Below are 25,615 nucleotides of genomic sequence, written 5' to 3' on the forward strand. Positions count from 1 at the left end.
TACCTTCATCAGCATCTCGGCTCCAGGGTCTGGTTCGGGGCGGCGTAGAGCCGGTCGGTGGTTTCAGGGATCTGACCCATGCCCGCGCCGGGGGTGGGGACCGCGTGGATGTCCTGCTCCGGGGCCCGGTGCGGGGCGGTGTCGATGACCTCGTAGCCGGTGTCGCGCGGGGCCCGGGCGGCGTCGCTGCCTCCGCCTTCATCGCGGCGGAATCTCGCAGAGGCGGAACAGGAGTGCCTGGGGGCCGGACTCGATGCCTTCGGTCAGACGCACCTGGGCCCCGACCCGCACGATGAGCGGTGGCACGCCGATGACCCTGGAGCACAGCCAGAATCCCTCGGGCATGTTGATGGTGGCGAGTGCGCACTGCCTCCCGGGGCTTCGGCCCACGGCCATGACATGGCGGATGACGCCGATGCCGCAACTGAGTTCCCAGTCGAGATCGGTGGAGGCGCAGACGGGGCACAGCAGACGGCGGAAGACCGCGGTCCGACACCAGCGGCAGCGCTGGAAGTACAGCTCTCCACCCCCCACTCCGCCCAGCGGCACCTGCTTGGGGCAGTCCGCCTCTGGGGGCGGGTTCGCGCTCGCGTCGGCCTCCCGTTCGACGGGGGCGCTCTCTGTGGTTTCGATCGCTGCATGGAGCACGGTGTCTCTCTCCGTCCCCGGCTCGAAACGACCCGTGACGGGAGGCGGTGGCTCGCCGATCACGGCTGTGGCACGTCGCACCGCTGTGGTGGCGTGCATACCCAAGCTATGGCACTGAGTGCCGCAGGTAAAGTACTCAGTTCCAAATGGGGTGCGGGTGCTGGACGTGATGGTGTGCCGACGCGGCGGTTCCTTGTGGTGGCAGGCGAAGATGTCCCTGGTCGGGTGCGGGGGAGTGCCGGGCTCACTCCTTGCGGGGAAGCCACACCACGCCGCTCGGCGCCCGATACCCGAAGAATTCGGTACTCGGTCCCATCAGGACGAGGCAAGTGGCGTCCGCGCGGTAAGGCGGGGAAGGATGGGCGGTCATGAGCAAGCTACCTGCACGGATCCGACTGGCAGATGCCGCATTCGCGCTCTTCGACGAGCGCGGATACGAGCAGACGACCATCGACGACATCGCTGAGCGAGCGGGGCTCGGGCGCACGACGTTCTTCCGAAACTACCGTTCCAAGGAAGACGTCATCTTTCCGGACCACGACCGGCTCCTGGCGCTGATCAGAGATCGGCTGGCGACCTCGAGCAACAGCACCGCTCTGGTCGCCGTGTCGGACGCGGTTCGACTCGTCCTGCTGCACTACGTGGAGGAGGGCGACCTGGCCAGGCGGCGATACGCCCTCACGAGCAAGGTGGCTGCCCTGCGTGACCGGGAGATCGCCAGTGTGGCCCGCTATCAGCGACTGTTCCGGGAGTTCATCGCGGACTGGATGGGGGGTCCGACGGAATCGGCGTCGCTGAGGGCCGAACTCATGGCCGCCGCGGTGGTCGCCGCCCACAACCACGTGCTGCGCCGCTGGCTTCGGGGCGAGTCGTCCGACCCGGTCGCCGAGGTGGACGAGGCGATGCGTGAGGTGCTCGCCCTCTTTCCGGCGCCCGGCTCCTCACCGGCGCCCGGCGGTGGCACCACCGTCGTCGCGTTCAGGACCGGGCAGGACATCGACACCCTGCTTCCCTCGCTGCGACGTCTCGTCGAGGACGGCGCCGAGCGCTGAAGCCCGCTCCGCTTGAACGAGTGATGCCGCGCACAGCGGAGACCGGGGCGCGCTGTGGCGTGTTAGCTTCCGGCCGTGGCTTCCCCGGTCCCGAACACATCCCACTCCCACGGCGGAACCGCCTGGACCAGCTCAGGAGGCTGCCCGGTGGCGCTCGGCACCCGTGCCCCGCTCGACCCGCTCGATCTCTTCGGCGACGGCTTCGTCCGCGACCCGTACCCCTGGCTGGACCGGCTCCGGGCCGAGGCCCCCGTGACTTACCACCCGGACACCGGGTTGTGGCTGGTCAGCCGCTACGACGAGGTGCGCCGCGCACTGCTCGACCCGACCCTGTTCCGTCCCGACAACGCCCTGCGGGCAGTCACCCCACTACCGGTCGCGGCGCTGCGGATTCTCGCCCGCGCCGGCTTCACGCTCCCACCCGCGCTCGCCAACAACGGCACTCCCAGCCACCCCGGACTGCGCCGCGTGGTGACCCGATTCTTCAACGCCGAGCGCGTCGCCGCGGCCGTACCGGTCATCCAGCGCGTCGCCGAGGACTTGCTCGACGCCGTGCGGTCGGAGCTCGACGCCACCGGTCGGTGTGAGCTGTTCGACTCTTTCGCGCAGGTGCTGCCCTGCCGGGTACTCATGGAACTCCTCGGCATCCGGGGAGTCACTCCGGCCACCTTGATTCGCTGGAGCGATGCCTCGCTGGAGCTGTTCTGGGGCAGGCCCACTTTCGACAGGCAACGGGAACTGGCGGAGCTCGTCGGCGAGTTCCATCAGTGGCTGACCGACACGGTGCGAGGCGATGCCGCCCCGCCCACCTCATTCGTCGGTGCGTTGGCTTCTCACCGTTCGCCCGACGGCGAGCCGCTGGACATCGGGACAGCGGTGGCCGCGTGCTTCTTCGTATTCATCGCGGGACAGTCCACCACCGGACAGCTCATCGCCACGGTGCTGCGGCGAGCGCTCACCGAGCCGGACCTCTGGCAGCACGTGCCGGAGCGGACGGGTCTGGCCGAGGCATGGGTGGAGGAGGTACTACGCCGCGAACCGCCGGTCACCACGTGGCGCCGGGTCACCGTCCGCTCCACCGAACTGGGCGGGGTGCGCATCCCTGAGGGCGCGCAGTTGCTGCTGATGCTGATGGGCAGCGGATCCGATCCGAAGGTCTTCCCCCACCCGGAGCTGATGCGCCCGTATCGGACGAACGTCCGCCACCACCTCGCATTCGGCGTCGGCCGCCATCGCTGCCCGGGCGCGTCCCTGGCGCGCACAGAAGCGGCGGTGGCCTTGCGAGTGGCGGCCAGCCGCCTGTCCGGAGTACGGCTGGAGGAAGGTGGGGCCGAACCCCCGATGCTGGGCCTGCTGTCCTTCCGGGCTCCCCTCGGGGTCGCCGTCAGTCGATGAACGGGGGCTGGTGCCGCCGTTTCGTCCGCTGGAAGTGGCGCCGGGTGTCCGGGGCTACGTCTGATCACGCAGCTTCGTCCGCGCCCAGTCGGCCCACTCCCGTTGCATCGCCTCCAAGCGCAGGCCCCAGTCCAGTGCCAGCGCACCGTAGACCGACAGCGCGTCGTCGCTCCAGTCGATCCGGTCGTGCAACTCGCGCAGTTCCTCGTGCCGTTCGGAGGCTGCCTCCGCGATGCGGCTCAGGAACGCGCGGGCTTCCTCCGGGCTGACGGCGTTGAGGAAGAACACGCGCAGGATCAGGTCGTCGCGTCGGGGGCGCGGCGCCACGTCGATCATCCAGCGCCGCAGCTCGACGCGGCCCTCCTCGGTGATCTCGTAGACCTTCCGGCCTCGCGGACCCTCCTCGGCCACGGTGATCAATCCCGTGTCGGCCAGCTTGGCCAACTCGCCGTAGACCTGGCTCTGGGGCGCCGTCCACGCATGGCGAAGCGAGATGTCGAACTTCTGCATCAGGTCCCAGCCGCTGCCGGGCTCCTCGGACAGCAGGCCGAGCACGGCATGTCGAAGGCTCATACGGGGAGCCTACCTTCCACAGTTGACACGTCAATTGGAGACCTTCTACTTTTGACATGTCATCATTGGCACCTCAGGAGGTCTCATGGCTACGACCACCTTCCATCTCAAGGGGAACTACGCTCCCGTTCACGACGAGTTGACCGCGTACGACCTGCCCGTCACCGGTGCGATACCGCCCGAGCTGAACGGCTGGTACCTGCGCAATGGGCCGAACCCGCGCGGGGAGTCCGCGCACTGGTTCATCGGTGACGGGATGATCCACGGGGTCCGGCTGGAGAACGGGCGAGCCGCCTGGTACCGCAACCGCTGGGTCCGCACCCGCAGCTTCGAGGACCCGGCGGTCCAGGAGTACCGGGAGGACGGTACGGCGGACCGGACGGCGTCGGTGGCCAACACGCATGTCGTGAACCACGCGGGGAAGACCCTCGCGCTCGTCGAGAACGCGCTGCCGTACGAGGTGACGCACGAGCTGGAGACCGTCGGGCCGTACGACTTCAACGGCAAGCTGACCACGGCGATGACCGCGCACCCGAAGATCTGCCCGGAAACCGGCGAGCTGCACTTCTTCGGCTACGACTGGCAGGAGCCGTATCTGACCTACCACCGTGCGGACGCGCGCGGCGAGTTGGAGCTGTCGCGGACGATCGACGTACAAGGCCCCACGATGATGCACGACTTCGCGGTCACCAGCCGACATGTGGTGTTCCTGGAGCTGCCGTTGGTGTTCATGCCCGGCCCCGGCATGCCCTACGACTGGGACGAAGGTTTCGAGGCGCGGATCGGTGTGCTGCCACGGCACGACCCGCGCGCCCGGGTGCGCTGGTTCCCGATCGACCCGTGCGCCGTGTTCCACACGCTCAACGCGCACGAGGCGGGGGACTCGATCGTGCTGTACGCGGTGCGGTATCCCCAGCTGTCGTGGAACGAGGTCGTGGAGTCACCCTCGGTCCTGTGGCGGTGGACGGTCGACCTGCGCACCGGAAGCGTTCGCGAGGAGCAGGTCGATGACCGCCCGTGTGAATTCCCGCGTATCGACGACAGGTTCACGGGTCTCGACGTCCGGTACGGCCACGTCACCGGGCGTGACGCGATCGTGCGGTACGACCTCCACTCGGGCGGTTCGACCGCGTTCGAGTTCGGCGCGGGACACACGCCCTCCGAAGCCGTGTTCGCGCCCCCGAACTGGCTCATCGCCTATGTCCACGACCGCGCACGCGACGGAAGCGATCTGATGATCTTGGACGCCACCGATCTACGGAAACCGGTGGCGACGGTGCACCTCCCCGCCCGCGTGCCGCAAGGCTTCCACGGCAACTGGATCGCGGACTGAGACTCCGGCGGCCACCGCGCCACAGCCGCCCGGGTGGGGGCCGCGCGCGGCCTCCAGCCCGTCGGACCCGCACCAGTCTGTGCTTCACCTCTGCTTGAGCTGTTTGCGGTTGACCGTCAGGATTTCGTCGGACAGTCCGGGGTCGGCCTCGGTGACGGCGCGGGAGACCACCAGCGCGCCGACCATCTGGCAGAACAGGGCCACTGCCTGTTCGCGGGCTTCTGCCGTCGTCGGTTCGGTGCCGGATTGGTGCGCGCCATCGAGCACCATCTCGGTGATGGCGCTGAAGTATCCCTCGAGCCCGCGTCGGTACTCGGCCTGAGAGGTGGCGCCGCGGCGTCCGGCATCAACTGCCAGGGCGGCTGAGGCGCAGCCGGTTTCCGGGTGATCGCGGTGGGCGGCCGTCACATATACGTCGACCATGTCGTGCAGGGCTGCCCGGGCGGAGCGCGGATGTGCCTTGCGGATGGCGGCGAGCGCGTCGAGGGAGTCGGTGAAGCCCTGACGGTAGACCTCGAGGGCGAGGTCTTCCTTCGAGGAGAAGTGGTTGTAGAACCCTCCGTGCGTCATCCCGGCGGTCTTCATCAGCTCCTCGATGCCGATCCCGTCGACGCCGTGCAGTCTGAACCCTTCGCCTGCTGCCCGGACGATCTTTTCGCGGTTGAGCTTCTTCTGCTCCTGGGTGATACGTGGCACCTCGGACACCTCCTCGACAAGACGGCACTGCTGAGTGCGGGCCGAGGTCGATATCTCGCCCGTTGTGATGATACCTGACATCAAAAAGGGTGTCCATGCGCTCGCTCCGGCTTGACAAGTAATGATGCTGATCACCATCATTAATTTTGATGGTGTCCAACATCAAAAAGCGGGTTGGGCCCGCGAACCGCCTGAACACCTGTGAGAGGAAGGCGCTGATGGAATTCGGAATCATCGGAGCGGGCACGATCGGGAAGGGCATCGCCGGGCACCTCGTGACGGCAGGTCATCGCGTCGTGCTGAGCAACAGCCGCGGCCCGGACACACTGAGTGACACCGTGGTGCGGCTGGGGCCGCTGGCCACCGCCGGAACAGTCGCCGAGGCGGCCGCGGCCGAGATGGTGTTCCTCGCGGTCAGATGGCTGGACATCCCTGCCGCGCTGGCCGACGTGTCCTCATGGGACGGCCGGATCCTGGTCGACGCCAGCAATCACATTGTCGGCCCGACCCCGAGGGACTTTGTCGACCTCGGTCCGGAGACGGGCAGTGAATTCGTGGCCCGCCACGCTCCGGGCGCACGCGTGGTCAAGGCGTTCAACACGCTGTACGCCCAGTACATCGTGCCCGACCCGCGGCATGTGGAAGGCCGCCAGCTGCTCTTCTACGCCGGGGACGACGCGGACGCGAAAGCGGATTTCCATGCGGTTGCCGACGAGATCGGCTTCGCTCCGGTGGACGCCGGGTCGTTGCGCGAAGGCGGCCGGTTGATGCAGGTCGGCGGCGGCCCGCTCTCGGCCCTGCACGCTCTCAAACAGGACTGAACGGAGAAGATCATGGCCCAGTACGAAAGGGGCATCACATGAAAGCCCTCGCTTATGAGAAGGCCCACTCGCTCGACGCGTTCGCCATCGAGCTCATCGACGCCGCGGAACCACGGCCGCGCGACACGGATCTGCTCGTCGGTATCCGCGCCGTGGGAATCAATCCGGGTGAAGCGCTGATCCGGCAGCTGCGCAGCGCTGAACCGGGCGGACGCGTCATCTTGGGGTGGGAGTTCGCCGGGGTGGTGGAAGCCGTGGGACCGGAAGCCACCGGCTTCGCGGTCGGCGATCGCGTCATGGGCACCGGAGACATGACACGGGACGGCGCCTGGGCGGAGCGGCTCACGGTCGACCATCGTGTGGTGGCGAGGATTCCGGACCAGCTGTCCTTCTCCGACGCCGCGTCCTTGCCCATCGGCGGCCTCACGGCCTGGGAGGCACTGTTCCGCGATCATGACAGCTTGGCGGCGGGAATCGACCGGGTGCTGATCGTCGGCGGCGCCGGCGGCGTGGGGACGCTGGCGACACAGCTGCTGAAGAGCCGGACCTCGGCCCTGGTGGCGAGCACGGCTTCGCGCCCGGAATCACGCGAGTGGTGCACGAGGATGGGAGCGGATGTGGTCGTCGACCACACCGGAAACGTGCCCGGTCAACTGCGTGACGCCGGTGTCGACCGGATCGACCTGGTGTTGTCCACTTCGGGGACCATCGGCAATGTCGGCTGGATCGCCGAGGTCCTGCGGCCATTCGGTCACCTTGCCGTCATTGATCTGAACGGTCCCCTCGATCTTGGACCGCTCATCGGCAAATCCGTGTCGCTGCACACCGAAACCGTCTTCAGCAAGATCATGGCCGGTGGCGACGTCGCCAGTCAGGGCAGAATCCTCGCCGAACTGGCGGCGGATGCCGTCGCGGGGCGGCTGCGTCCCATCGCCACGACGGTGCTCAGCGGCCTGAGTGTGGACACGATGAGAGCAGCCCATGAACTGGCCGAGAGCAGGCGGACGATCGGGAAGATCGTGATCAACATCTGAGCCCGTCCGTCTTCTGGCGGCCCCTTGCGAAAACAAGCGGATGTGTCCGGCCCGCCGGGCGCTATATCGAGGTGGGCGGGTGCGGGGAGCGGAGCACGAGCAGGGTGATCTCGCTGGGGGCGAAGACGCGGAACGGCGGGCCCCAGAAGCCGGTGCCGCGGCTGGTGTAGAGGAGGGTGCGGGGGCCGTGGTGGCTGAGGCCGGCGAGGGCGGGCTGGTCAATGCGGACGAGGTGGTGGAAGGGCCAGATCTGGCCGCCGTGGGTGTGGCCGGAGAGTTGGAGGTCGATGCCGGCGGCTGCTGCCCGGTCGATGAACTTGGGCTGGTGTGCCAGGAGCAGGACGGGGAGGTCGGGGTCGGCGCCGTTCAGGGCTCCGGCGAGGTGGGCGCGGTGGCCTGCCAGGCCGGAGGACTCGGCGGTGACGTCATCCACGCCGGCGACCACGAGGGTGTCGCCTCCGCGTTCGAGCAGCAGATGGCGGTTGCGCAGTGGCTCCCAGCCCAGCTCGTCCATCAGGTCGACCCAGCCCTGGGCCTCGCTGTAGTACTCGTGGTTGCCGGTGACGTAGACACGGGCCCGGGTGGCCCGCACGGTACCGAGTGGGGCGGCCTGGGCGCGGCGGCGTTCGGCCGTGCCGTCCGCGATGTCGCCGGTGTGGCAGACCAGGTCGGCTTCCAGAGTGTTCACCGTCTCGCATACCCGCGCCGACCAGCGAGTGCGATCGAGCGGGCCGTAGTGGGTGTCGGTGATGAGGGCGACGCGGATGCCGTCCAACCCGGCGCCCAGCCTGGGGAGTTGCACGTCGAGTCGGCGCACGCGTGGCACTCGGCGCGCCTCGGCGTACCCCCAGCCGAGCAGTACGGCGGTTATGCCGAGGATGGCCCAGGTGACGATTCGGGCCCGGTCCTGGCTGTCGCCGACGCTGGCCACGGTCAGGGCGGGCCGCAAGAGGACGCCGAGAAGAACGGACCAGGTGAACAGGATCCAGCTGGTGCCCAGCAGGGTGTCGCCGATGATCGCCGCCCGATCCTGCTGGCGTCGGCCGTGGCCGCGCATCATCATGAGCGGCATACCGATGAGAGCGAGGGCGAACAGGGCGGTGCCGACCAGCGTGACGGGCAGCGGCCAGTGCTGGCCGGTGTGCAGGAGCACCCAGCAGGGCACGGCCCACAGCAGGACGGGGGCGATCAGGGGGATGAAGCGCATCAGGCGGCGCAGTCGGCTCTGCCGCGGCGCTTGCGCTTCACTCTCGGCGGGCCGGGCGTTGCTGGTGTCGGTCACGCTTCCCCTCCCTGATCAGGCTGCCGTCTCGCGCACTGTATCCGGTTGCCTTGGGCAAGATGCCGCCGCGGACACCTACCTTGGCAGGAGAGGGCCCGGTGGACCTTCGCCGGGCCCTGTTGACCGGTGTGGTCGGACGACGTCGTTGCCCAAGGTGTCAGCGGGCCGCTGTGATGCTGGGCCCGGCGAAGCGGTGGCGTTCGCGGGTGGCGGCGACCGCGTAGCCGCCACCCCGGCGATGGCGAGTACGGCAGCGCGCGGTCGCCCGGAGCCTCGGCATGACCGTGCAGGCGCTGTACCACTACTTCCCGAACCGGGACGCCCTCATCACGGCGCTCATTGCCAAGGCGTACGAGGACCTGGCCGACGCCCTACAGGCAGCCGTCGACACCGCGGAGGACAACCCGGCCGCACCAGGCATGGCGCACCGCTGCGGCACTACACGGCACCCGCCGAGGGCCCGACCACCCAGGCGGTCCGCCGGATAAGCATGCTCTTCGAGCGTGAGCTGTTCGACGGGTACACCGCGGAGCAGTTCGCCGCGGCCGACATGCCCGAGCTGTCGGCCGCCTTCCGGGAGTTCGCCGAACAGCTGCCACCGGGCGCTCTGGGAGAGCTGCCGGCCTCCGCGACGGCGCTGTTCCTGGGCGCGTGGGGGCGTATGCACGGTCTCGTCGCCCTGGAGGTGTTCGGGCACACCTCGTTCATCGGCGACCACCAGGCCGAGATCTTCCGCGTGGAGATGCAGAACCTCTACCAGGACATCCGCAAACGGCTCCCGGCCACCGGAGACGCCTGAAGGGCGTCTTCACGCACGATCGGTGATCGTGGGTCCGCGACCGCTCTACCTGATCTTCTGCCGACTGCTCGGCTGCTTCCTCTTGCCGAATCGCGATCCTTGGTCCCTCCGGCCTGGCTGCCCGGTGGAGTCGAGCCCGCCGCCCCGCACGATCCTCGAACGCACGGTCAACGGGTGGCCGGGCCTGGCGGTCGAGTCCGAGGGCCGGATCGAGACGGTGTTCGCGTTCGCGGTCTCCGACGACAACCGGTCAAGGTCCGACGGCCGGAACAGCCGCTGACCATGCCGGGGATCCAGCCGCCGCTTCCGCGGCCGGATTCGGCCATCCCCGTCGGCGGGCAACCAGGTGGATCGTGTCGTCGTCCTCAACGACGGGTCGCCTCAGGGGAGGTCATGCAGTGTGTACGCACGCCGACATCGTCAAACCGCTGCCGGAACTGCTCGGGGACCACGCCCGTCGCCTCGGGGACAAGGTCTGCTTCCAGGACCGGCTCCGGCGCGTGACCTACCGGGAGCTGGAACGGAGGACGGCACGGCTGGCCGGTCACCTGGCCGGACTCGGCCTGGCGCGCGGTGACCGGGTGGCCGTACTGCTCGGCAACCGTGTCGCGGCGGTCGAGAGTCTGCTCGCCGTCACCCGGGCGAGCGGCGTGGGCGTGCCCCTGGACCCCGGGAGCTCGGAGGAGGAGCTGACCCGCTTGCTGGACGACAGCGGGGCACGGGTGCTCATCACCGACGGTGCCTGCCTGACGCGGCGGCGAACGCTGCCGTTCCGGACCGGGCTGACCGTGGTGGTGGCCGAAGGCGGCGACGAGAACGGGGCCGGGACCGGGGCCGAGAGCTCGCCTTTGTGCGCGGACGTCGAGGGGTCGGCGGACGAGGACGGCGCGGCCGGGAGCCGGCCAGGCGTGGTCGCGGGCGGTGTGCTGCGGTACGAGGAGTTGGCGGATACGGAGCCGCGGATGCCGGCCCGGGACGATCTCGGGCTGGACGAAGTGGCCTGGCTGCTCTACACCTCGGGCTCCTCCGGTGCGCCCAAGGGCGTCCTGTCCACCCAGCGCAACCGCCTATCGCCGGTCGCGACCGGCCTCGTCGGTGTTCTGGGCCTGTCCGAACGGGACCGCGTGCTGTGGCCGTTGCCCCTCCACCACGCGATGAGCCAGGTGGTGTGCTTCCTCGGGGTGACCGCGGTGGGGGCGAGCGCGGTGCTGCTGCCCCGGTTCTCGGTGGCGGGTGTGCTCGGCGAACTGCGGCGTGGGGACGGCTCGTTCACCTTGCTCGGCGGGGTCCCGACCACGTATTCGGCGCTGCTCGACGCGGTCCGGGGCGAGGAGGGCGGCAAGGAAGGCGGCAAGGACGGCGCCGGTCTCGGCGCCCCCGCGCTGCGGGGTTGTATCAGCGGTGGTGCCGCGGCCGGGCCCGGTTTCCGCGAGTCCTTCGAGGCGGTCTGCCGGGTCCCCTATCTGGAGCACTACGGCAGCACGGAGGCGGGCCCCGTCACCATGGCGGCGCCGGGCGAGGCGACGGCGGCCGGGGCATGCGGCCGGGTGCTGCCCGGCACCCGGGTCCGGGTCGGCGGGGGCCCCGACGGCCGGGAGTCGGGCGAGGGCGAGTTGTGGGTCAGCGGGCCCGGGATCATGGCCGGTTTCCACGGCGGGCCGGACGCCACCGCGGAGGTACTGCGCGACGGCTGGTTCCGCACGGGCGACCTGGCCAGGATCGACGCCTCCGGTGAACTGGTGATCACCGGCCGGGTGAGTGACCTGATCATTCGGGGCGGGGTGAACATCCATCCTTCCGAAGTGGAGGCGGTGCTGCGGCGGTTTCCGGGGGTGGCGGACGCCGCCGTGGCCGGACGCCCGCACCCCGTCTTCGGCGAGGTGCCGGTCGGCTATCTGGTCGCCGGGCCCGGTGGCGCCGTGCTGGACAGGGGGCGCGTCCTGGCCGCCTGCCGTGCGGAACTGTCCGGCTTCAAGGTGCCGGTCGAGCTGTTCGAGGTGGCGGACATTCCCCGTACCGCCTCCGGGAAGATCCTGCGGCGGGACCTCGCCGGCCTGCCCGCGCGGGCGCTGGGCGCGGAGGTCGCCGGGCGGCCGCCGGAGGACCTGCTGACTCTGGTGCGGAGCGAGGTGGCGGCCGTGCTCGGCGGTACGCCTCAGGCGGTGGAGCCGAGCACGGTACTGCGGGACCTGGGCATGGACTCCCTGACGGCGACGGTGCTGCGGGAACGGTTGTCGGCGGTCACCGGCCTGCCGCTCTCCGAGGCCGTCGCCTTCGACTTTCCCACGGCCGCCGCGCTCGCCGCCCACCTCGGGGAACGGAACGCCGCCGGACCGGCCGCTGCCGGGCCCGTGATCCGGAGTGCGGCCCGGTCGGACGACGATCCCGTGGTGATCGTGGGGATGGCGTGCCGCTATCCCGGAGACGTGATGTCTCCCGAGGAACTGTGGCGGCTGGTGGCCGAGGGGAGGGACGCCATCGGTCCCTTCCCCACCGACCGGGGCTGGGACACCCGGGCGCTGTACGACCCGGACCCCGGGCGGCCCGGACGGACGTATGTGCGCGAGGGCGGTTTCCTCTCCGGCGCGGACCGCTTCGACCCCGGCTTCTTCGGCATCTCTCCCCGCGAGGCGCTGGCCATGGACCCGCAGCACCGGCTCCTGCTCGAAGTGGCGTGGGAGGCGTTCGAGCACGCCGGTCTCCTCCCCGCCACCCTGCGCTCCTCGGCGACCGGGGTGTACGTCGGGCTGATGTACAGCGACTACGCCCGCCGCCTGACAAGGACGCCCGAGCAGGTCGAGGGGTACCTCGGCCTCGGCAACGCCGGAAGCGTCGCCTCGGGCCGTATCGCCTACACCTTCGGCCTCGAAGGACCGGCCCTCACCGTGGACACGGCGTGTTCCTCGTCCCTGGTGGCGCTGCACCTGGCGGTCCAGGCGCTGCGCCGGGGTGAGTGTGCCTTCGCGTTGGCCGGTGGCGCCACGGTGATGTCGGGGCCCTCGTCGTTCGTGGAGTTCAGCCGCCAGCGGGCGCTGGCACCGGACGGGCGCTGCAAGGCGTTCGGCGCGTCCGCCGATGGCACGGCGTGGGCCGAGGGCGCCGGAATGCTGCTGCTGAGCCGGTTGTCCGAGGCGCGCCGCGCCGGACTTCCGGTCCTGGCCGTGGTGCGCGGCTCGGCGGTCAACCAGGACGGGGCGAGCAACGGGCTGACCGCACCGCACGGACCGGCGCAGCAGCGGGTGATCCGGCAGGCACTCGCGGACGCGGGGCTGAGTCCCGGGGACATCGACGCGGTGGAGGCGCACGGCACCGGCACCCGGCTGGGGGACGTCATCGAGGCGGAGGCGTTCTTCGCGACGTACGGGCGCCAGGCGCGGCAGCGTCCCCTCCGGCTGGGCTCGGTGAAGTCGAACATCGGTCACACCCAGGCCGCCGCCGGAGTGGCCGGCGTGATCAAAATGGTGCAGGCGATGCGGTACGGCATGCTGCCGCGCACACTGCACGCCGACGAGCCGACGCCCCGTGTGGACTGGTCGCCGGGGCGGATCGCGCTGCTGACCCGGGCGGTGGAGTGGCCCGCGACGGACCGTCTGCGCAGGGTGGGGGTGTCCTCCTTCGGCATCAGCGGCACCAACGCCCATGTGGTGCTCGAAGAGCCTCCGGGCGACGGGGAGGCCGCACCGCCCGCCGTGGGGGACGCCGTGGTGGATTGCGGGGCCGCGGGCGGCCGCGTCGGGTCCGGGGCGGCGCGGGAAGGCGCGACACGCCCCGGACGGGCCGCGGTGGCCTTTCCGGTGTCGGCCAGGAGCGTGCCGGGGCTGCGGGCCCAGGCGCGACGGCTGTACGACCATGTGGTCGCCGCCCCCGATGCGTCCCTGGTGGACCTCGGGTACTCGCTCGCCACCACGCGTACGGCCTTCGAGCACCGGGCCGTGGCGGTGGCCCGGGACCGTGCCGAACTGCTCGGCTCCCTGCGGGCCGTGGCGGAGGACGACGGCCGGCCCGGAGCGCACACGGGCACCTCCCGCCACCACGGCCCGCCGGCCCTGCTGTTCACCGGTCAGGGCAGCCAGCGCGCCGGTATGGGCCGTGAACTGTACGAGTCGCGGGAGCTGCATCCGGTCTTCGCCCGTTCGCTGGACGAGTGCTGTGCCCTGCTCGACCCGCTGCTGCCGGTGCCCCTGCGGGACGTCATGTTCGCCGGGCCCGGTACGGACACGAGCGCGCTGCTGGAGACGACCCGGTTCGCGCAGCCGGCGCTCTTCGCCCTGGAGACGGCCCTGTTCCGGCAGTTCGAGGCATGGGGGGTACGCCCCGGTGCGGTGGCCGGGCACTCGGTGGGCGAGGTGACGGCGGCCCATGTCGCCGGGGTGTTGTCCCTCCCGGACGCGTGCACACTGGTGGCGGCCCGAGGCCGGCTGATGGACGCGCTGCCCGCGGGCGGCGCGATGGCGGCTGTGGCCGCCGGCGCCGGCGAGGTGGCCGCCCACCTCGCCGGGACCGGGTGCGCGGTGGAGATCGCCGCGGTCAACGGGCCCGCCTCGGTGGTTGTCTCCGGCGACGAGGCCGCGGTGCGGGAGGCCGCCGCGTCCTTCCGGAAGCTGGGCCGTTCGGTGACGCCGCTGCGGGTCGGCCATGCCTTCCACTCCGCTCGGATGGAGCCCGTGCTGGTCGAGTTCGCGGACGTGGTCCGGCGTCTGTCCTTCGCCGCGCCGCGGCTGCCCCTGCTCACCGCCGTGGCGGGCCGGGCGGCCACCGACGAGGAGCTGTGCACACCGGAGTTCTGGGTGGACCATGTCCGCCGTCCGGTCCACTTCGCCGATTCGGTGGCGTACCTCGGTGAGCGAGGCGCGGCACACTACGTCGAACTGGGGCCGGACGGGGTGCTCACCGGCCTGGTACGGGATTGCCTCGCCGCCGAGTCCGGCCCGGCTCCGGTCGGCCCGGCCGCGGTCGGCCCGGCCCCGGTCGGCCCGGCCGCGGTCGGCCGGGCCGCGGGCGAGGGGGGTGGCGGCGAGCGGGGCCCGGCACCGCTGGTCCTGCCGACTCTTCGCGGGACGCGGCCGGAAGCGGACGCCCTGCTCGACACGCTGGCCGCGCTGCATGCCCACGGCGTGCCCGTCGACTGGCGGGCCGTCTTCGCCGGGCGCGGCGGGCGGCGCGTCGCACTGCCCACGTACGCCTTCCAGCGCCGCCGGTACTGGCTGGAGACCGCCCCGGGACATCCGCCCGTGTCCCCGACGGCCGAGCCCGCCCATCCGTTCCTGCGGTCGTACACCCGCACGGCCGACGACGACGGGTTGCTGCTGAGCGCGGCGCTCTCGGTGCACGAGCAGCCGTGGCTCGCCGACCATGTGGTGGCCGGGGAGATCCTGCTGCCGGCGACCGCCTTCGTCGATATGGCCCTGTACGCCGGTGAGTTGGCGGGCACGGCCGTCCTCGATGAGCTCGTCCTGACCGCATCGCTGCCGTTGCCATCGGACGGTGCCGTCGCCTTGCAGGTGAAGGTGGCGGGGGCGGACGAGGCGGGACGGCGAGCCGTGTTCTTCCACTCCCGGCCGCACACCGCGGCGGTGGATGAGCCCTGGCTCCGGAACGCCGTCGGCACCCTTTCGCCGGTGCGGCCGCCCGCGGACCGGGAAACGGCCGTCGCCGGGACCGGCGGCGTGCCCCGGCCGCGCGCGCCCTGGCCGCCGGAGGGAGCGGTGCCCCTGTGTGCCGACGGTGCGGGGACCGGACCGTACGGGCGACTGGCCGCCGACGGGCTGCGTTACGGCCCCGCCTTCCGGGGCATGCGCGCCGCCTGGAGGCACGGGGAGGAGTTGTACGCCGACGTCGCGCTGCCCGAAGCGGCCCGGGTCTCGGGCCCGGAGGCGGACCGCCCGGAGTTCGTCCTGCATCCCGCGTTGTTCGACGCGGCGCTGCACGCCCTGGCCCTGGACGGCCTCGTCAAAGACGGTTCCGGGGCAGTCGGTCCGGCGGCCGCCGGGCTGTCCCTGCCGTTCGCCTTCGGCGGAGTGCGCGTGCACACCACCGGCGTACGGCGTTTGCGCGTCCGGGTGGGCCCCGGGCCCGACGGACAGGCCGCAGTGAAGCTGACCGACGAGACGGGCTCACCGGTGGCGACGGTCCGTTCGCTGACGCTCCGGCCCCTGCCGCGTACCGGCCCGGCGACGGCGGACGCGGTCACCGGCGCTCTCCACCGGACGGACTGGGTGCCGCTGACCGAGTCCGTCCGGTGGAGAGCACCGGTGGCGATGGAGCGCTGGGGGGTTCTGGGCACGGCGGGCACACGGCTGGTGGACACCCTCGCGCCTCCGGGTTCCGGCGTCCCGGTGTACCGCGGCCCGGCGGCATGCGACGCGTCGGCGGCCGTCGTCGTGGCACCATGCCCACCGCCCGACACGACGGGCGGCGCGCGGGACCACGCCGCCGGGTTGCTGCGGGCGGCGGACCGGGCGCTGGGGCTCGTGCGGGAGTGGCTCGCCGAACCGCGCCTGTCCCGCTCCCGTCTCGTCCTTGTGACGTCCGGTGCCGTCACTACGGGCGACGACGGTCTCACCACGGCCGACGACGGTCTTCCCACGGACGGCGCCGCCGGTCGCGGGAGCGACGGCCGCTCCGGCGAGACGGCGTCCGTACCGTCGCACACACCGGTGTGGGGACTGGTCCGCTCGGCCCTGCGCGAAAACCCCGGCCGCTTCGCCCTGGTCGACGTGGACGGACACCCCGACTCCTGGAGTGCCCTGCCCGCCCTGCTGGCCGCCTCGGCACCGGAGGTGGCCGTACGCCGGGGGACGGCATACGTGCCGAAGCTGGTGCCACTGACCGAGGCGGCACCACGGCCGAGGACGCGACGGCCGCTCGACCCGGAGGGCACGGTCCTGATCACCGGCGGCACCGGTTCCCTGGGCATGCTGGTGGCGCGGCACCTGGTCACCGCCCATGGCGTCCGTCATCTGCTGCTCGCCGGCCGACGCGGGCCGGATGCTCCGGGGGCCCGGGAACTCGTCGCGGAACTGCGTGAGGCGGGCGCCCGGGTGACCGTTCACGCCTGTGACGTCGCGGACCGGACCGCGCTGGCCACCCTGCTCGACGCGGTACCGGCGGCCCATCCGCTCACCGGCGTCGTGCACACCGCGGGGGTCCTGGACGACGGCGTCGTCACGGCGCTCACCACCGACCGCCTGCGGCGGGTGCTGCGCCCCAAGGCGGACGCCGCGCTCGCTCTGCACGAACTGACCCTCGGTCACGACCTGGCCGTGTTCGCGCTGTTCTCCTCGGTGGCGGGCACCTTCGGCTCCGCGGGCCAGGCCAACTACGCCGCGGCCAACTGCGTACTGGACGCCCTGGCGCGACACCGCGCTCGGCTCGGACTGCCCGGTACGTCGATCGTCTGGGGCCCCTGGCGGCAGGACGGCGGCATGATGGCGCACCTCGGCGACGCGGAACGGCAGCGGATGGCCCGTTCCGGGTTCGCCCCGCTCGGGCCGGAGGAGGGACTGGCCCTCTTCGACGCCGCCGTGGCCGGTGACGAACCCGTGGTGGTGGCGGCCCGCTTGGCCCCGGCCGCTCTCCGCGGCGGCGAACCGGCGGTGAACCGGTTCCGAACTCCCGCTGCCGACACGGGCGACACGGGCGACACAGGCGACACGGGCAGGGACCGGCTCGGCCGGGCGTTGGCGGCTGCTTCCCCCGGCGAGCGGAGCGGGGTGCCGCTCACGATGGTCCGGACCCTGGCGGCCCGCGTCCTCGGCCACGCGGAGGAGGCGAGTGAGATCGACGAGGACGCCCTGCTGGCGGAGCTGGGGCTGGACTCCCTGGCCGCGGTCGATCTGCGCAATGAGCTCGCGGCGTGGACGGGGCTGACACTGCCGTCCACGCTGCTGTTCGACTTCCCGACGCCGCGTGTGCTCGCCACCGAGCTGACGCGGCGGTATGCCGCCGAGGTACCTGCGGTGGGTGCCACGTCCGACGGCCCGGCACGGCCTGAGACCGTCGGCCCTCCGGGCTCCCCGGGCCGACCGGCGGACGACGGAACGGGCGGCGATCCGGAGGGCGGTGCGGAGAGCGGTCCGGAGACGTGCGGTTCGCCGGAAGCCCGGGTGCGGGCCGCCGACGCACCGCACACCGGGGGAGCTCCGGACTCCCTGGGCGCGCTCTTCCGCGCCGCATGTGTCCGGGGACAGAGCTGGGACGGCATGGCGCTCCTCACCATCGCCGCGCGCCTGCGCCCGGTCTTCGAAGGGGCAGGGGCGCCCGGTGCGACGCACGAACCCGTCGTGCTCGCGGTGGGCGGCACGGGGGCCCGGCTGGTCTGCTTCCCCGCGCTCAGCGCGGTGTCCGGACCGCAGGAGTACGCGCGCCTCGGTGCCGGGCTGCGCGGGCTGCGGCCGGTTTCCGCGGTGCGGCACCCGGGGTTCGAGCCCCGAGAGGCCCTGCCCGCCACACTGGATGCGCTCGTCACCGCTCAGGCCATCGCCGTCCGCGCGGGCGCGGCCGAAGGCCCCCTGGTCCTGCTGGGGCGGTCGGCCGGTGGCTGGGTGGCCCATGCAGTGGCCGAGCGTCTGGAGTCCGAGGGCGCCGCCCCGGCGGCCGTCGTCCTGGTGGACACCTATCCCCCCGGTCACGGCGACCGGGGTCAGGCGCTCTCCGCGATGACGTCGGACATGCTGCGCCGGGTGGCGGAATTCGCCTCTGCCAGCCCTGACCGGCTCACCGCCATGGCCGGGTACTTCGAGCTCTTCAGCGGCTGGAAACCCGCGCCGCTCGCCTGTCCCACCCTGTACGTACGAGCCCGGGACACACTGCCGGGCGCCGAACCGGCCCCGGACTGGAGCCTGCCGCACGCCGAGGTCACCGTGGTCGGGGACCACTTCACCATGCTGGAGGAACACGCCCGTACCACCGCACTCGCCATCCACCGGTGGCTGGGGGCCGGCCCGGTCTGAGGAGGTCCTGGGCGAGGCGCGGGCGCGGGCGCGGACGGGCTCCGTCCCACGCGTCCCCCGCGCCGCCGTCCTCGCGCTCGCTTCCCCTGTCGCGGGCCGGGGAACCGCGGCGGGACGCGCCCCTTTCGGCCCGACCGCCACCACCGATGTCGGACCCCGTTCGCAGGACCTCTTCCTCTTACGAGGGCGCGGCCGGTGCTTCCACAAGCTGCGTGGGGATCCGGCGGTGAATGTCCTCGAGCAGGGCCCGCATCGCCATGCGGAAGACCTCGGCCTGGTGTTCGCCGATGAAGGAGGTGTGTCCGAACACCTCCAGGACGACCCTGCCGTGCAGGTGGCCCCATGCGCCGAGGAGGAGAGCGCTCGCGGGCGGCGGCAGGGTTTCCGGGCCGTGCGCGAACAGGGGTTCCAGATGCGCCCGGAGAGCCGGCGAGGGCCCGCGGGTGTCGGCTGCGGCCAGTTGTGCCGTGGTGAACCCGTCGAACGTCTCGCGCCGGAATATCTCGCACATCCGGTGCATCGCCCGAGTGGTCGGGCCCCCGTGGGGCGCCGCGTCATGCGGCAGGGGTGCTCCGCAGATCAGCTGGAACCGCTCGACGTGGGTGATGGCCCATTGGCGATAGCCCTCGGCGGCGGCCATGAACCGCAGCGCGGCCGGCTGGTCCGATGCCGTGTCGGCAGCCGCCGACACGGCATCGGACAGGTCCCGGTACGACTTGGTGACGAGAATGGTGAGGAGGGCGTCCCGGTTCGGAAAATAGTGGTAAAGCCTTTGGACCGTCATGCCCAGGCTGCGGGCGACACCCCTCAGGGACAGGGCGTGCGGCCCGTGTTCGGCGATTCGCCAGTCCCGGCCGGTGCTCATGGGGCTACTGGAGCGCCCACCAGCGCGGGGGTGGGACACCGGATGGGGGTCCTGCGCCTGGACGTCCGTCAGATCATGTAGGACACACCTTAGTGATTCTTCTAAAGCGTTCGAATTAGGATCGTCGTATTGCTTGCAGCCCGAGAAACCTGCCTGATCGGTCCGCGTGGGCTCTACTGTGCAGTGCTATGTCACCTCCCTCGTTGAGTGCCGGACGGCTGCCCGCCGTCTGGCGGTTCCGGCCCTCGCTGGTATGCGCGGCGAGCCGGAGCGCCGCCGACCCGTGAACCATATAAGCTCACTTATCGCAAACGCCCTGAAAGTCGACTCTGCTGTTGGTGTGGCGGAGGTCCGAGGCTCCTACGGGTTGACTGAAGTTGTGAGCAGTCCCGGAATGTCCTGTTCTAAAGGGGTGCAGTGTCTGCTGGATGCCATGGCGCCGATCTTTTCGACCGTTTACAACGTTGTCAGGACTGGGTGCGGATGGACCGGCCGGGCGAATCCGATGGATATCCGATATCTCCATGCTTGTACTCCGATAGGGGGCTCGTGTGATGCTCGAACGGTGGCAGGACCGGCGACTCCGTGCGATGCCGAAACCTGGGACTGATGTGAGATTCAACGTTCTTGGCCCGCTCCAGGTGGTCAGTGACGGTGCCATGCTGCCGATGGGTGGTCCCAAGAAGCGCGCGGTTCTGGGATACCTGCTGGTGCACGCGAACAACGTGGTCGCCACCAGCCAGATGATCAAGGTGATCTGGCCCCAGGGAGCCCCCTCGACCGCGCGCAAGATGCTCCAGAACACCGTGTCGTGGATCCGCGGCCTGCTCGCCGAGCGCGACCTGGACCCGTCCTGCGCGCTGTTGACCCACTCACCCGGCTACCTCCTGCGGGTCGACGAGAGCATGGTCGACCTGCTCCGTTTCGAACGGCTGGCCCGGGCCGGCCGCGAGGCGCTGGCCGACGGTCGGCGCGCCGAGGCCACCCGGGCCCTGCGCGAGGCGCTCGACCTGTGGCGGGGTCCGGCGCTGGAGGATCTGACCGACACCGGCATCACCTGGCCCCGGCTGGCCGCCCTCCAGGAGGAGCGGCTGACCACCTTGGAGGACTACCTGGAGGCGGAGATCGCCGCCGGGCGGCACCACGAACACGTGGCGGAACTCGACGAGTTGGTCACCGCGGAGCCGCACCGGGAGCGTGCCTGCCGGCTGTTGATGGTCGCGCTGTACCGCTGCGGCAGGCAGGTCGACGCGCTGCGCGCCTACCAGCGGACCCGCAAGGCGCTGATGGACGACCTCGCCCTGGAACCCACCCGGGAGCTGCGCGAGCTGGAGACCCGCATCCTCGCCCATGACGTGTCCCTGCGCCCAGTCGTCGAACCCGAGCTGCGGCTGACCCTCTCCGGCACCGCGCACGTCCGTCCGGCACCGACGGTCGAGACCGTCCCGGACGAGGTGCCTGCCGCCCGCCGGGCCGGGGGCGAACCGGTCGCGCCGCCCCCCAGGCCGACCGCCTCGACCGGGGAGCGAAAGCTCGTCTCCATCCTCACCACGTCGTTCGACCTCGGCCACGAGGTGGACCCGGAGGACGTGGACGACCTGCTCGCCGATCTGGCCGCCGTGGTCCGCGCCGAGGCGGAGCTCGCCGGGGGCACCGTCGTGTGCTGTACCGGCTCGGCGGTCCAGGCGGTGTTCGGCGTGCCGCGCACCGGTGAACAGGACATGCTGGCCGCGGTCCGTACCGCGCTGGTGGTGCGCGACCGCTTCGCCGCCCGGGAGGACGCCGACCCCCTGCCGGCCACCGTGCGCCTGTCGGTCAACACCGAGGAGATCCTGATCAAGACGCACGGCGCGGCGCCGCAGGTGGTGAGCCCGGCGATCGACACCTGTCTGCGTCAGGTCTGGTCGCTGCCGCCGGACACCGTGTGGATCTGCGAGGCGACCCGGCGCAGCGGGGGCGCCGACCTCATCCACGACCCCGTCCCGTACTCCACGCACGCCGGCCCGCCGCTGTGGCACGCGACCGGGCTGCGCGGCGACCCCCCGTACCCCGTCGACATCGCGCGGCCCCCGCTGGTCGACCGGGACCACGATCTGATCATCCTCCAGGAGCACCTCGACCTGGTGGTGCGGCGAGGGCGTGGGCGGATCCTGACCCTGGTCGGCGAGGCGGGCATGGGCAAGAGCCGCCTGGTGCTGGAACTCGCCCGGCTGATTCGGCGCAGCCCCGACCGGGCCAAGGTACTGCGGACCGGCACGGTGCACGGCCTGCGGACGGCCACCGCCGATCCGCTCACCGCCCTGGTCGCCTCCTGGGCCGGGCTGTCCCACGGCTGCACGCCCGAGGAGGCCGAGGCCAAGGTGACCGCCGCGGTGAGCGGACTGCTCGGCGAGGGCTCGGCGGCCCGGTCGCTGACCAGCGGCCTGCTCCCGCTGTTCGCCCCGGGTGGCCGGGTGCGCGGTGGGCCGGACGTCGGCGCGGTGCACGCCGCCGTCGTCGACCTGCTCACCGGGATCGCCGGGGAACTCCCGGTGGTGCTCGTGGTGGAGGATCTGCACGCGGCCGACGAGGACCTGTTGCGGTTCCTCGGCCTGCTCGCCGGGCGGGTCGCCGCCATCCCACTGCTGCTGATCTCCACGGCCCGGCCGCAGCTCGCCAGCCGTCGTGTGTGTTCCCGGGCATCCACCACGATGACGCTGGACCGGCTGACCGACGCCGCGGTCCGGGAGCTGTGGGGGTCGGTGCTGCGGCGTGAGGAAGAGGGCGACGGCGCCGGTCTGACCCCGGAGCTGTTCGACCGGATCGGCGGCAACCCCATGTTCGCCATCGAGTTCGCCCGGCAGCGGCTGCACGAGCCGGACGGCGCCCCGGAGGGCCGGTTACCGGCCCGGATCTACCGGGTGGTCGCCGCGACGCTCGACCGCCTCGAGCCCGAGGAGAAGGAGGTCCTGAAGGAGGCCACCCTGGTGTCCGGGCCCATCGTGCCGGACACCGTGGCCGCGCTCGGCTGCCGCACCGTGGAGGTGGTGCGGGGCTGCCTGGACGACCTGACCCGGCGGCACCTGCTGGTGCGCGAGCTCGACGGGAGGGGCTACACCTTCGCGCACCCGGTGATCCGGGACGTGGCGCACGCCCAGTTACCGAAGGCCACCCGGTCCGGTGCCGACCGCCGGGCCGGGGCGCTCCGGGCCGGCTGACGGCGGTGTCGCCGGTGCCGGCCGCGCGGTGGTCGCGGGCTGTTCCCCGGGGCCGCCCCGGACCACCGCGCGGTCGGCACCGTACCCGCGGGCCCACCGACGGGTGGGCCCGGCCGACCGGGCGGCGGCATCTCAGTCGGTGAGTACCTTGACCGGGTCGCAGGATGCCCAGCACTCGGTGATCAGACCGTTCTCCACCTTGAGGATCTCGGTCAGGACCCGGGTGAACGTGGCGCCCTCCGGCCCGAGTTCGCCCGCTCCCGGACCCAGCTTGCCGATCACGCTCCAGTGCGTGGTGATGTACTCGTCCGTGATGATCGGCCCGACCAGGGCGGTGAACTTCGCCTCCTGGAAGACCGCGTTCACCGCGATCACCCACCGGCGGACCGACTGCGCGTCGTTGATCGCGGCGAGGTCCCGGTCGGACTCCAGGCACAGCTTGAACCCGGGCGCGATGATCTCATCGGTCAGGTCCAGCTGGTTGTACCAGAGGTTCGTCCACTTCTCCCACAGGGACAGGTGTGTGGCGGTCATACGGGTCCTCCCGAGAGTGATCGTTGCGGCGTCACGGACAGCAGACCGCGACGCAGGTCGCCCACCAGCTCCGCCGCCGAGACACGGTCGGCGGCGGATCCGAAGACGTAGAAGTCCGGCCGCACCACCAGCGCGACCGCCGAGGACTCGGCCAAGAACGGCAGATACACCCCGTCGTCGTCGGCCACTTCGCCCTCGCCCACCGGTGCCCCGGCCGGCACCACCCGCACCAGGCGGGTCCCGACGTCGGCCAGGAACTCCCGGTCGGCGTCGTCCAGCAGCGCCGCCGGGTCCTGGTCGGTCAGGAATACGAAGCCGCGCCCGGCCACGTCGTCGAAGCGTCCAGTGCCGGCGGTGCCGGTGACCCGGCCCTGCGGCATGTACGCGCCCGCGCCGGGGCCAGCCCCGGACAGCAGCCCCTCCGTCAGCGGCACCCCGCTGAGCTGCGGCGGCTCCTCGGCCTCCGGGTCGGCCGCCCGGGCCAGCAGCATGGTGTCGCGCACCGCGGCAGCGGCCGGATCCAGTTCGCACACCATCTTGCCCAGCTCGATCGCGTAGCCGATGAAGTGCCGCAGGTGGCCGGTGCGTTCGACCGCATAGCTGTCCAGCAGCGCCGGGGCGCCGCGGCCGCGCAGCACCAGGTCCAGCTTCCAGGTCAGGTTGGCCGCGTCCCGGATGCCCGCGCACATGCCCTGGCCGGCGAACGGGGGCATCAGATGCGCGGCGTCCCCGGCCAGCAGGATCCGGCCGCGCCGCCACTGGTCCACCCACTGCGCGCTGAAGGTGTACACCGAGTGCCGGTGCATGGTGGCGTTGTCCGGGGTTATGCCGTGCGGTTCCAGCAGCCGCCAGGCGGTCTCCGGCCGGTTCAGCTCCTCGATGCTCTCGCCCGGCAGCCGCATGAATTCCCAACGACGGTGTTCCAGGCCGCCGGAGACCACCGTGGTCGGCCGGGCCGGGTCGCAGATCTGGAGGTTGTTCGGCCGGAACTCGCGTGGCTCGTTCAGCACCAGGTCACAGAGCAGCCAGTCGTAGAAGAACCCCAGGCCGGTCACCGTGGACCCGATGGCACGGCGCACCGCGCTGTTCGCGCCGTCGCAGCCCACCACCCAGGAGGCGGTGATACGGCGCCCGCCCGCGGTGACCTCCACATGGTCATCCCGTTCGACGCAGTCGGTCACCTCCACACCGCGCAGCAGCCGCAGGTTCGGCAGCCGCTCGGCCCTCTCCTGCAACACCCGCTCCAGCGCCGGCTGGTGGAAGACCACCGACCTCGGCCAGCCGGCCGACCCGGGCGGGTCGCCGGCCAGCTCCAGGCGCATCAGCACCTGGCCGTCGGCGGTGTGGAACTCGTAGTCGACCGCCGGGTCCCCGACCTCGTGCAGCCGGTCGCCGATCCCGGCAGCCGCCAGGTACCGCGCGGTCTCCCCGTCGAAGTGCACTGCCCGCGGGAAGGGGTACGGCCGTTCGTAGCGCTCCAGCACGGTCACCCGCCAGCCCTGTTGGGCCAGCAGCGTCGCGGTCAGCTGGCCGACCGGGCCCCAGCCGACCACCAGCACGTCGCAGTCGGTGGTCACCGGAACGCCTCGATGTGGTCGGCGGCCCACTCCCGGTACGACCGCGGCGGCCGGCCCAGTACTTCCGCCACCGCGCCGTCGACCCGCACCAGGCTCTCGTCGGTGTTGCGCAGCATGGTCAGCATCGCGTCGGCGACCGCCGGCGGGTAGCGCAGCCGGTCCACCATCGCCGCCCAAGCCACCGCCTCCGGCAGTTCCTCGAACGCCACCTGCTCGCCGAGCAGGTCGGCGAGCACGGCGACCTGCTCGGCGACCGTGATCACCTCGCCGCCGGTCAGCGTGTGCAGACGAGACCGGTGCGGGGCCGGGTCCGCCAGCACCCGGGCGGCCACCTCGCCCACGTCCCGGGGGTCCACCGCCGAGCTGCGGAAGTCTCCGCCGAAGGCCCGTACCACCCGCTCGGCGCGCACCGACGGCGCCCACGGCAGCGTGTTGGACATGAAGGTGCCGCCGCGCAGCACCGTCCAGTCCAGGCCGGAGCCCTGGACCACCGCCTCCGCCGCCAGGTTGACCTGCTTGATGGCGCTGTCCCGCGCGCTGCCGGCCCGGATCGAGGACAGCAGCGCCACATGCCGCACGCCCGCGTCGCGCACCGCGGCCACGATCGGCCCGGCCTGCGGTATCCCGGGCAGCACCAGGAGCAGGAACGCCCGGTCCACCCCGTCCAGCGCGGCGCCCAGCGAGCCGGGGTCCGCCAGGTCACCGGTGACGACGTCCACCGCCTTGGCCCAGCGTCGGGCGCCCTCGGGGTTCCGGGTGAGCACCCGGACCTTCTCTCCACGCTCCAGCAGCCGGTCGACGACCTCGCCGCCCACGGCCCCGGTAGCACCGGTCACCAAGATCACGGAATACAGCCTC

General features: G+C 71.7%; 16 protein-coding genes and 1 pseudogene. 9 read left to right on the forward strand and 8 right to left on the reverse strand.

Annotated features, from left to right (window positions below; translation table 11 throughout):
• Positions 1 to 198: 198 nt before the first annotated feature.
• Positions 199 to 648: a Zn-ribbon domain-containing OB-fold protein gene (locus tag NQU54_RS43610; RefSeq protein ID WP_257635845.1), complete on the reverse strand. Its 450-nt coding sequence runs from the start codon at positions 646 to 648 to the stop codon at positions 199 to 201.
• Between the two features lie 368 nt (positions 649 to 1,016).
• On the opposite strand from NQU54_RS43610, the gene NQU54_RS43615 reads away from it, so the two are divergent.
• Together NQU54_RS43615 and NQU54_RS43620 are read left to right on the forward strand one after the other, a co-directional pair.
• Positions 1,017 to 1,700 (forward strand): TetR/AcrR family transcriptional regulator, encoded by a 684-nt coding sequence (locus NQU54_RS43615; protein WP_257635846.1) that lies wholly within the window; start codon positions 1,017 to 1,019, stop codon positions 1,698 to 1,700.
• Between the two features lie 147 nt (positions 1,701 to 1,847).
• Positions 1,848 to 3,095, forward strand: a complete 1,248-nt coding sequence (locus NQU54_RS43620; RefSeq protein ID WP_257635847.1) for a cytochrome P450 — start codon at positions 1,848 to 1,850, stop codon at positions 3,093 to 3,095.
• 54 nt (positions 3,096 to 3,149) lie between these two features.
• Here the strand turns inward: NQU54_RS43620 and NQU54_RS43625 are convergent, their stop codons facing one another.
• Positions 3,150 to 3,668 carry a PadR family transcriptional regulator gene (locus tag NQU54_RS43625; protein WP_257635848.1) on the reverse strand — a complete coding sequence of 173 codons (519 nt, stop codon included), beginning with the start codon at positions 3,666 to 3,668 and terminating at the stop codon, positions 3,150 to 3,152.
• Positions 3,669 to 3,753: 85 nt separating this feature from the next.
• Here NQU54_RS43625 and NQU54_RS43630 point away from each other — a divergent pair, with 85 nt between their 5' ends.
• The gene (locus NQU54_RS43630; RefSeq protein WP_257635849.1) at positions 3,754 to 5,001 is read left to right on the forward strand and encodes a carotenoid oxygenase family protein; all 1,248 of its coding nucleotides are present in this window, start codon (positions 3,754 to 3,756) and stop codon (positions 4,999 to 5,001) included.
• Between the two features lie 84 nt (positions 5,002 to 5,085).
• On the opposite strand, the gene NQU54_RS43635 is transcribed toward NQU54_RS43630, so the two are convergent.
• Positions 5,086 to 5,838, reverse strand: coding sequence for a TetR/AcrR family transcriptional regulator (locus tag NQU54_RS43635; RefSeq protein WP_257635850.1), 753 nt, complete (start codon positions 5,836 to 5,838; stop codon positions 5,086 to 5,088).
• A 77-nt stretch (positions 5,839 to 5,915) separates the two neighbouring features.
• Here NQU54_RS43635 and NQU54_RS43640 point away from each other — a divergent pair, with 77 nt between their 5' ends.
• Together NQU54_RS43640 and NQU54_RS43645 are read left to right on the forward strand one after the other, a co-directional pair.
• Positions 5,916 to 6,518, forward strand: coding sequence for an NADPH-dependent F420 reductase (locus tag NQU54_RS43640; protein WP_257635851.1), 603 nt, complete (start codon positions 5,916 to 5,918; stop codon positions 6,516 to 6,518).
• 38 nt (positions 6,519 to 6,556) lie between these two features.
• Positions 6,557 to 7,552 carry an alcohol dehydrogenase catalytic domain-containing protein gene (locus NQU54_RS43645; protein ID WP_257635852.1) on the forward strand — a complete coding sequence of 332 codons (996 nt, stop codon included), beginning with the start codon at positions 6,557 to 6,559 and terminating at the stop codon, positions 7,550 to 7,552.
• A gap of 61 nt (positions 7,553 to 7,613) precedes the next feature.
• Here NQU54_RS43645 and NQU54_RS43650 read toward each other — a convergent pair whose 3' ends face one another.
• Positions 7,614 to 8,834 carry a metallophosphoesterase gene (locus NQU54_RS43650; protein ID WP_257635853.1) on the reverse strand — a complete coding sequence of 407 codons (1,221 nt, stop codon included), beginning with the start codon at positions 8,832 to 8,834 and terminating at the stop codon, positions 7,614 to 7,616.
• Between the two features lie 254 nt (positions 8,835 to 9,088).
• On the opposite strand from NQU54_RS43650, the pseudogene NQU54_RS43655 reads away from it, so the two are divergent.
• The 3 genes and pseudogenes from NQU54_RS43655 to NQU54_RS43665 form a co-directional block, all read left to right on the forward strand.
• Positions 9,089 to 9,633, forward strand: a pseudogene (locus NQU54_RS43655) (TetR/AcrR family transcriptional regulator); the annotation flags it as partial.
• A gap of 28 nt (positions 9,634 to 9,661) precedes the next feature.
• The gene (locus NQU54_RS43660; RefSeq protein ID WP_257635854.1) at positions 9,662 to 9,913 is read left to right on the forward strand and encodes a hypothetical protein; all 252 of its coding nucleotides are present in this window, start codon (positions 9,662 to 9,664) and stop codon (positions 9,911 to 9,913) included.
• Between the two features lie 118 nt (positions 9,914 to 10,031).
• Positions 10,032 to 18,584 (forward strand): type I polyketide synthase, encoded by an 8,553-nt coding sequence (locus NQU54_RS43665; protein ID WP_257635855.1) that lies wholly within the window; start codon positions 10,032 to 10,034, stop codon positions 18,582 to 18,584.
• A 178-nt stretch (positions 18,585 to 18,762) separates the two neighbouring features.
• Here the strand turns inward: NQU54_RS43665 and NQU54_RS43670 are convergent, their stop codons facing one another.
• Positions 18,763 to 19,449 (reverse strand): TetR/AcrR family transcriptional regulator, encoded by a 687-nt coding sequence (locus NQU54_RS43670; protein WP_257635856.1) that lies wholly within the window; start codon positions 19,447 to 19,449, stop codon positions 18,763 to 18,765.
• A gap of 668 nt (positions 19,450 to 20,117) precedes the next feature.
• On the opposite strand from NQU54_RS43670, the gene NQU54_RS43675 reads away from it, so the two are divergent.
• Positions 20,118 to 22,646: an ATP-binding protein gene (locus NQU54_RS43675; protein ID WP_257635857.1), complete on the forward strand. Its 2,529-nt coding sequence runs from the start codon at positions 20,118 to 20,120 to the stop codon at positions 22,644 to 22,646.
• 132 nt (positions 22,647 to 22,778) lie between these two features.
• Here the strand turns inward: NQU54_RS43675 and NQU54_RS43680 are convergent, their stop codons facing one another.
• Genes NQU54_RS43680 through NQU54_RS43690 form a run of 3 tightly spaced genes read right to left on the reverse strand, consistent with a single transcriptional unit; the run spans position 22,779 to position 25,602 of the window.
• Positions 22,779 to 23,180: a hypothetical protein gene (locus NQU54_RS43680; protein WP_099013059.1), complete on the reverse strand. Its 402-nt coding sequence runs from the start codon at positions 23,178 to 23,180 to the stop codon at positions 22,779 to 22,781.
• The gene (gene mhpA / locus NQU54_RS43685) at positions 23,177 to 24,757 is read right to left on the reverse strand and encodes a bifunctional 3-(3-hydroxy-phenyl)propionate/3-hydroxycinnamic acid hydroxylase MhpA (RefSeq protein WP_257635858.1); all 1,581 of its coding nucleotides are present in this window, start codon (positions 24,755 to 24,757) and stop codon (positions 23,177 to 23,179) included. The genes NQU54_RS43680 and mhpA overlap by 4 nt, the downstream gene beginning before the upstream one ends.
• Positions 24,754 to 25,602: an NAD(P)H-binding protein gene (locus NQU54_RS43690; RefSeq protein WP_257635859.1), complete on the reverse strand. Its 849-nt coding sequence runs from the start codon at positions 25,600 to 25,602 to the stop codon at positions 24,754 to 24,756. The genes mhpA and NQU54_RS43690 overlap by 4 nt, the downstream gene beginning before the upstream one ends.
• Positions 25,603 to 25,615: the final 13 nt, after the last annotated feature.

The sequence above is a fragment of the Streptomyces malaysiensis subsp. samsunensis genome (assembly GCF_024519315.1).
GTDB lineage: Bacteria > Actinomycetota > Actinomycetes > Streptomycetales > Streptomycetaceae > Streptomyces > Streptomyces malaysiensis.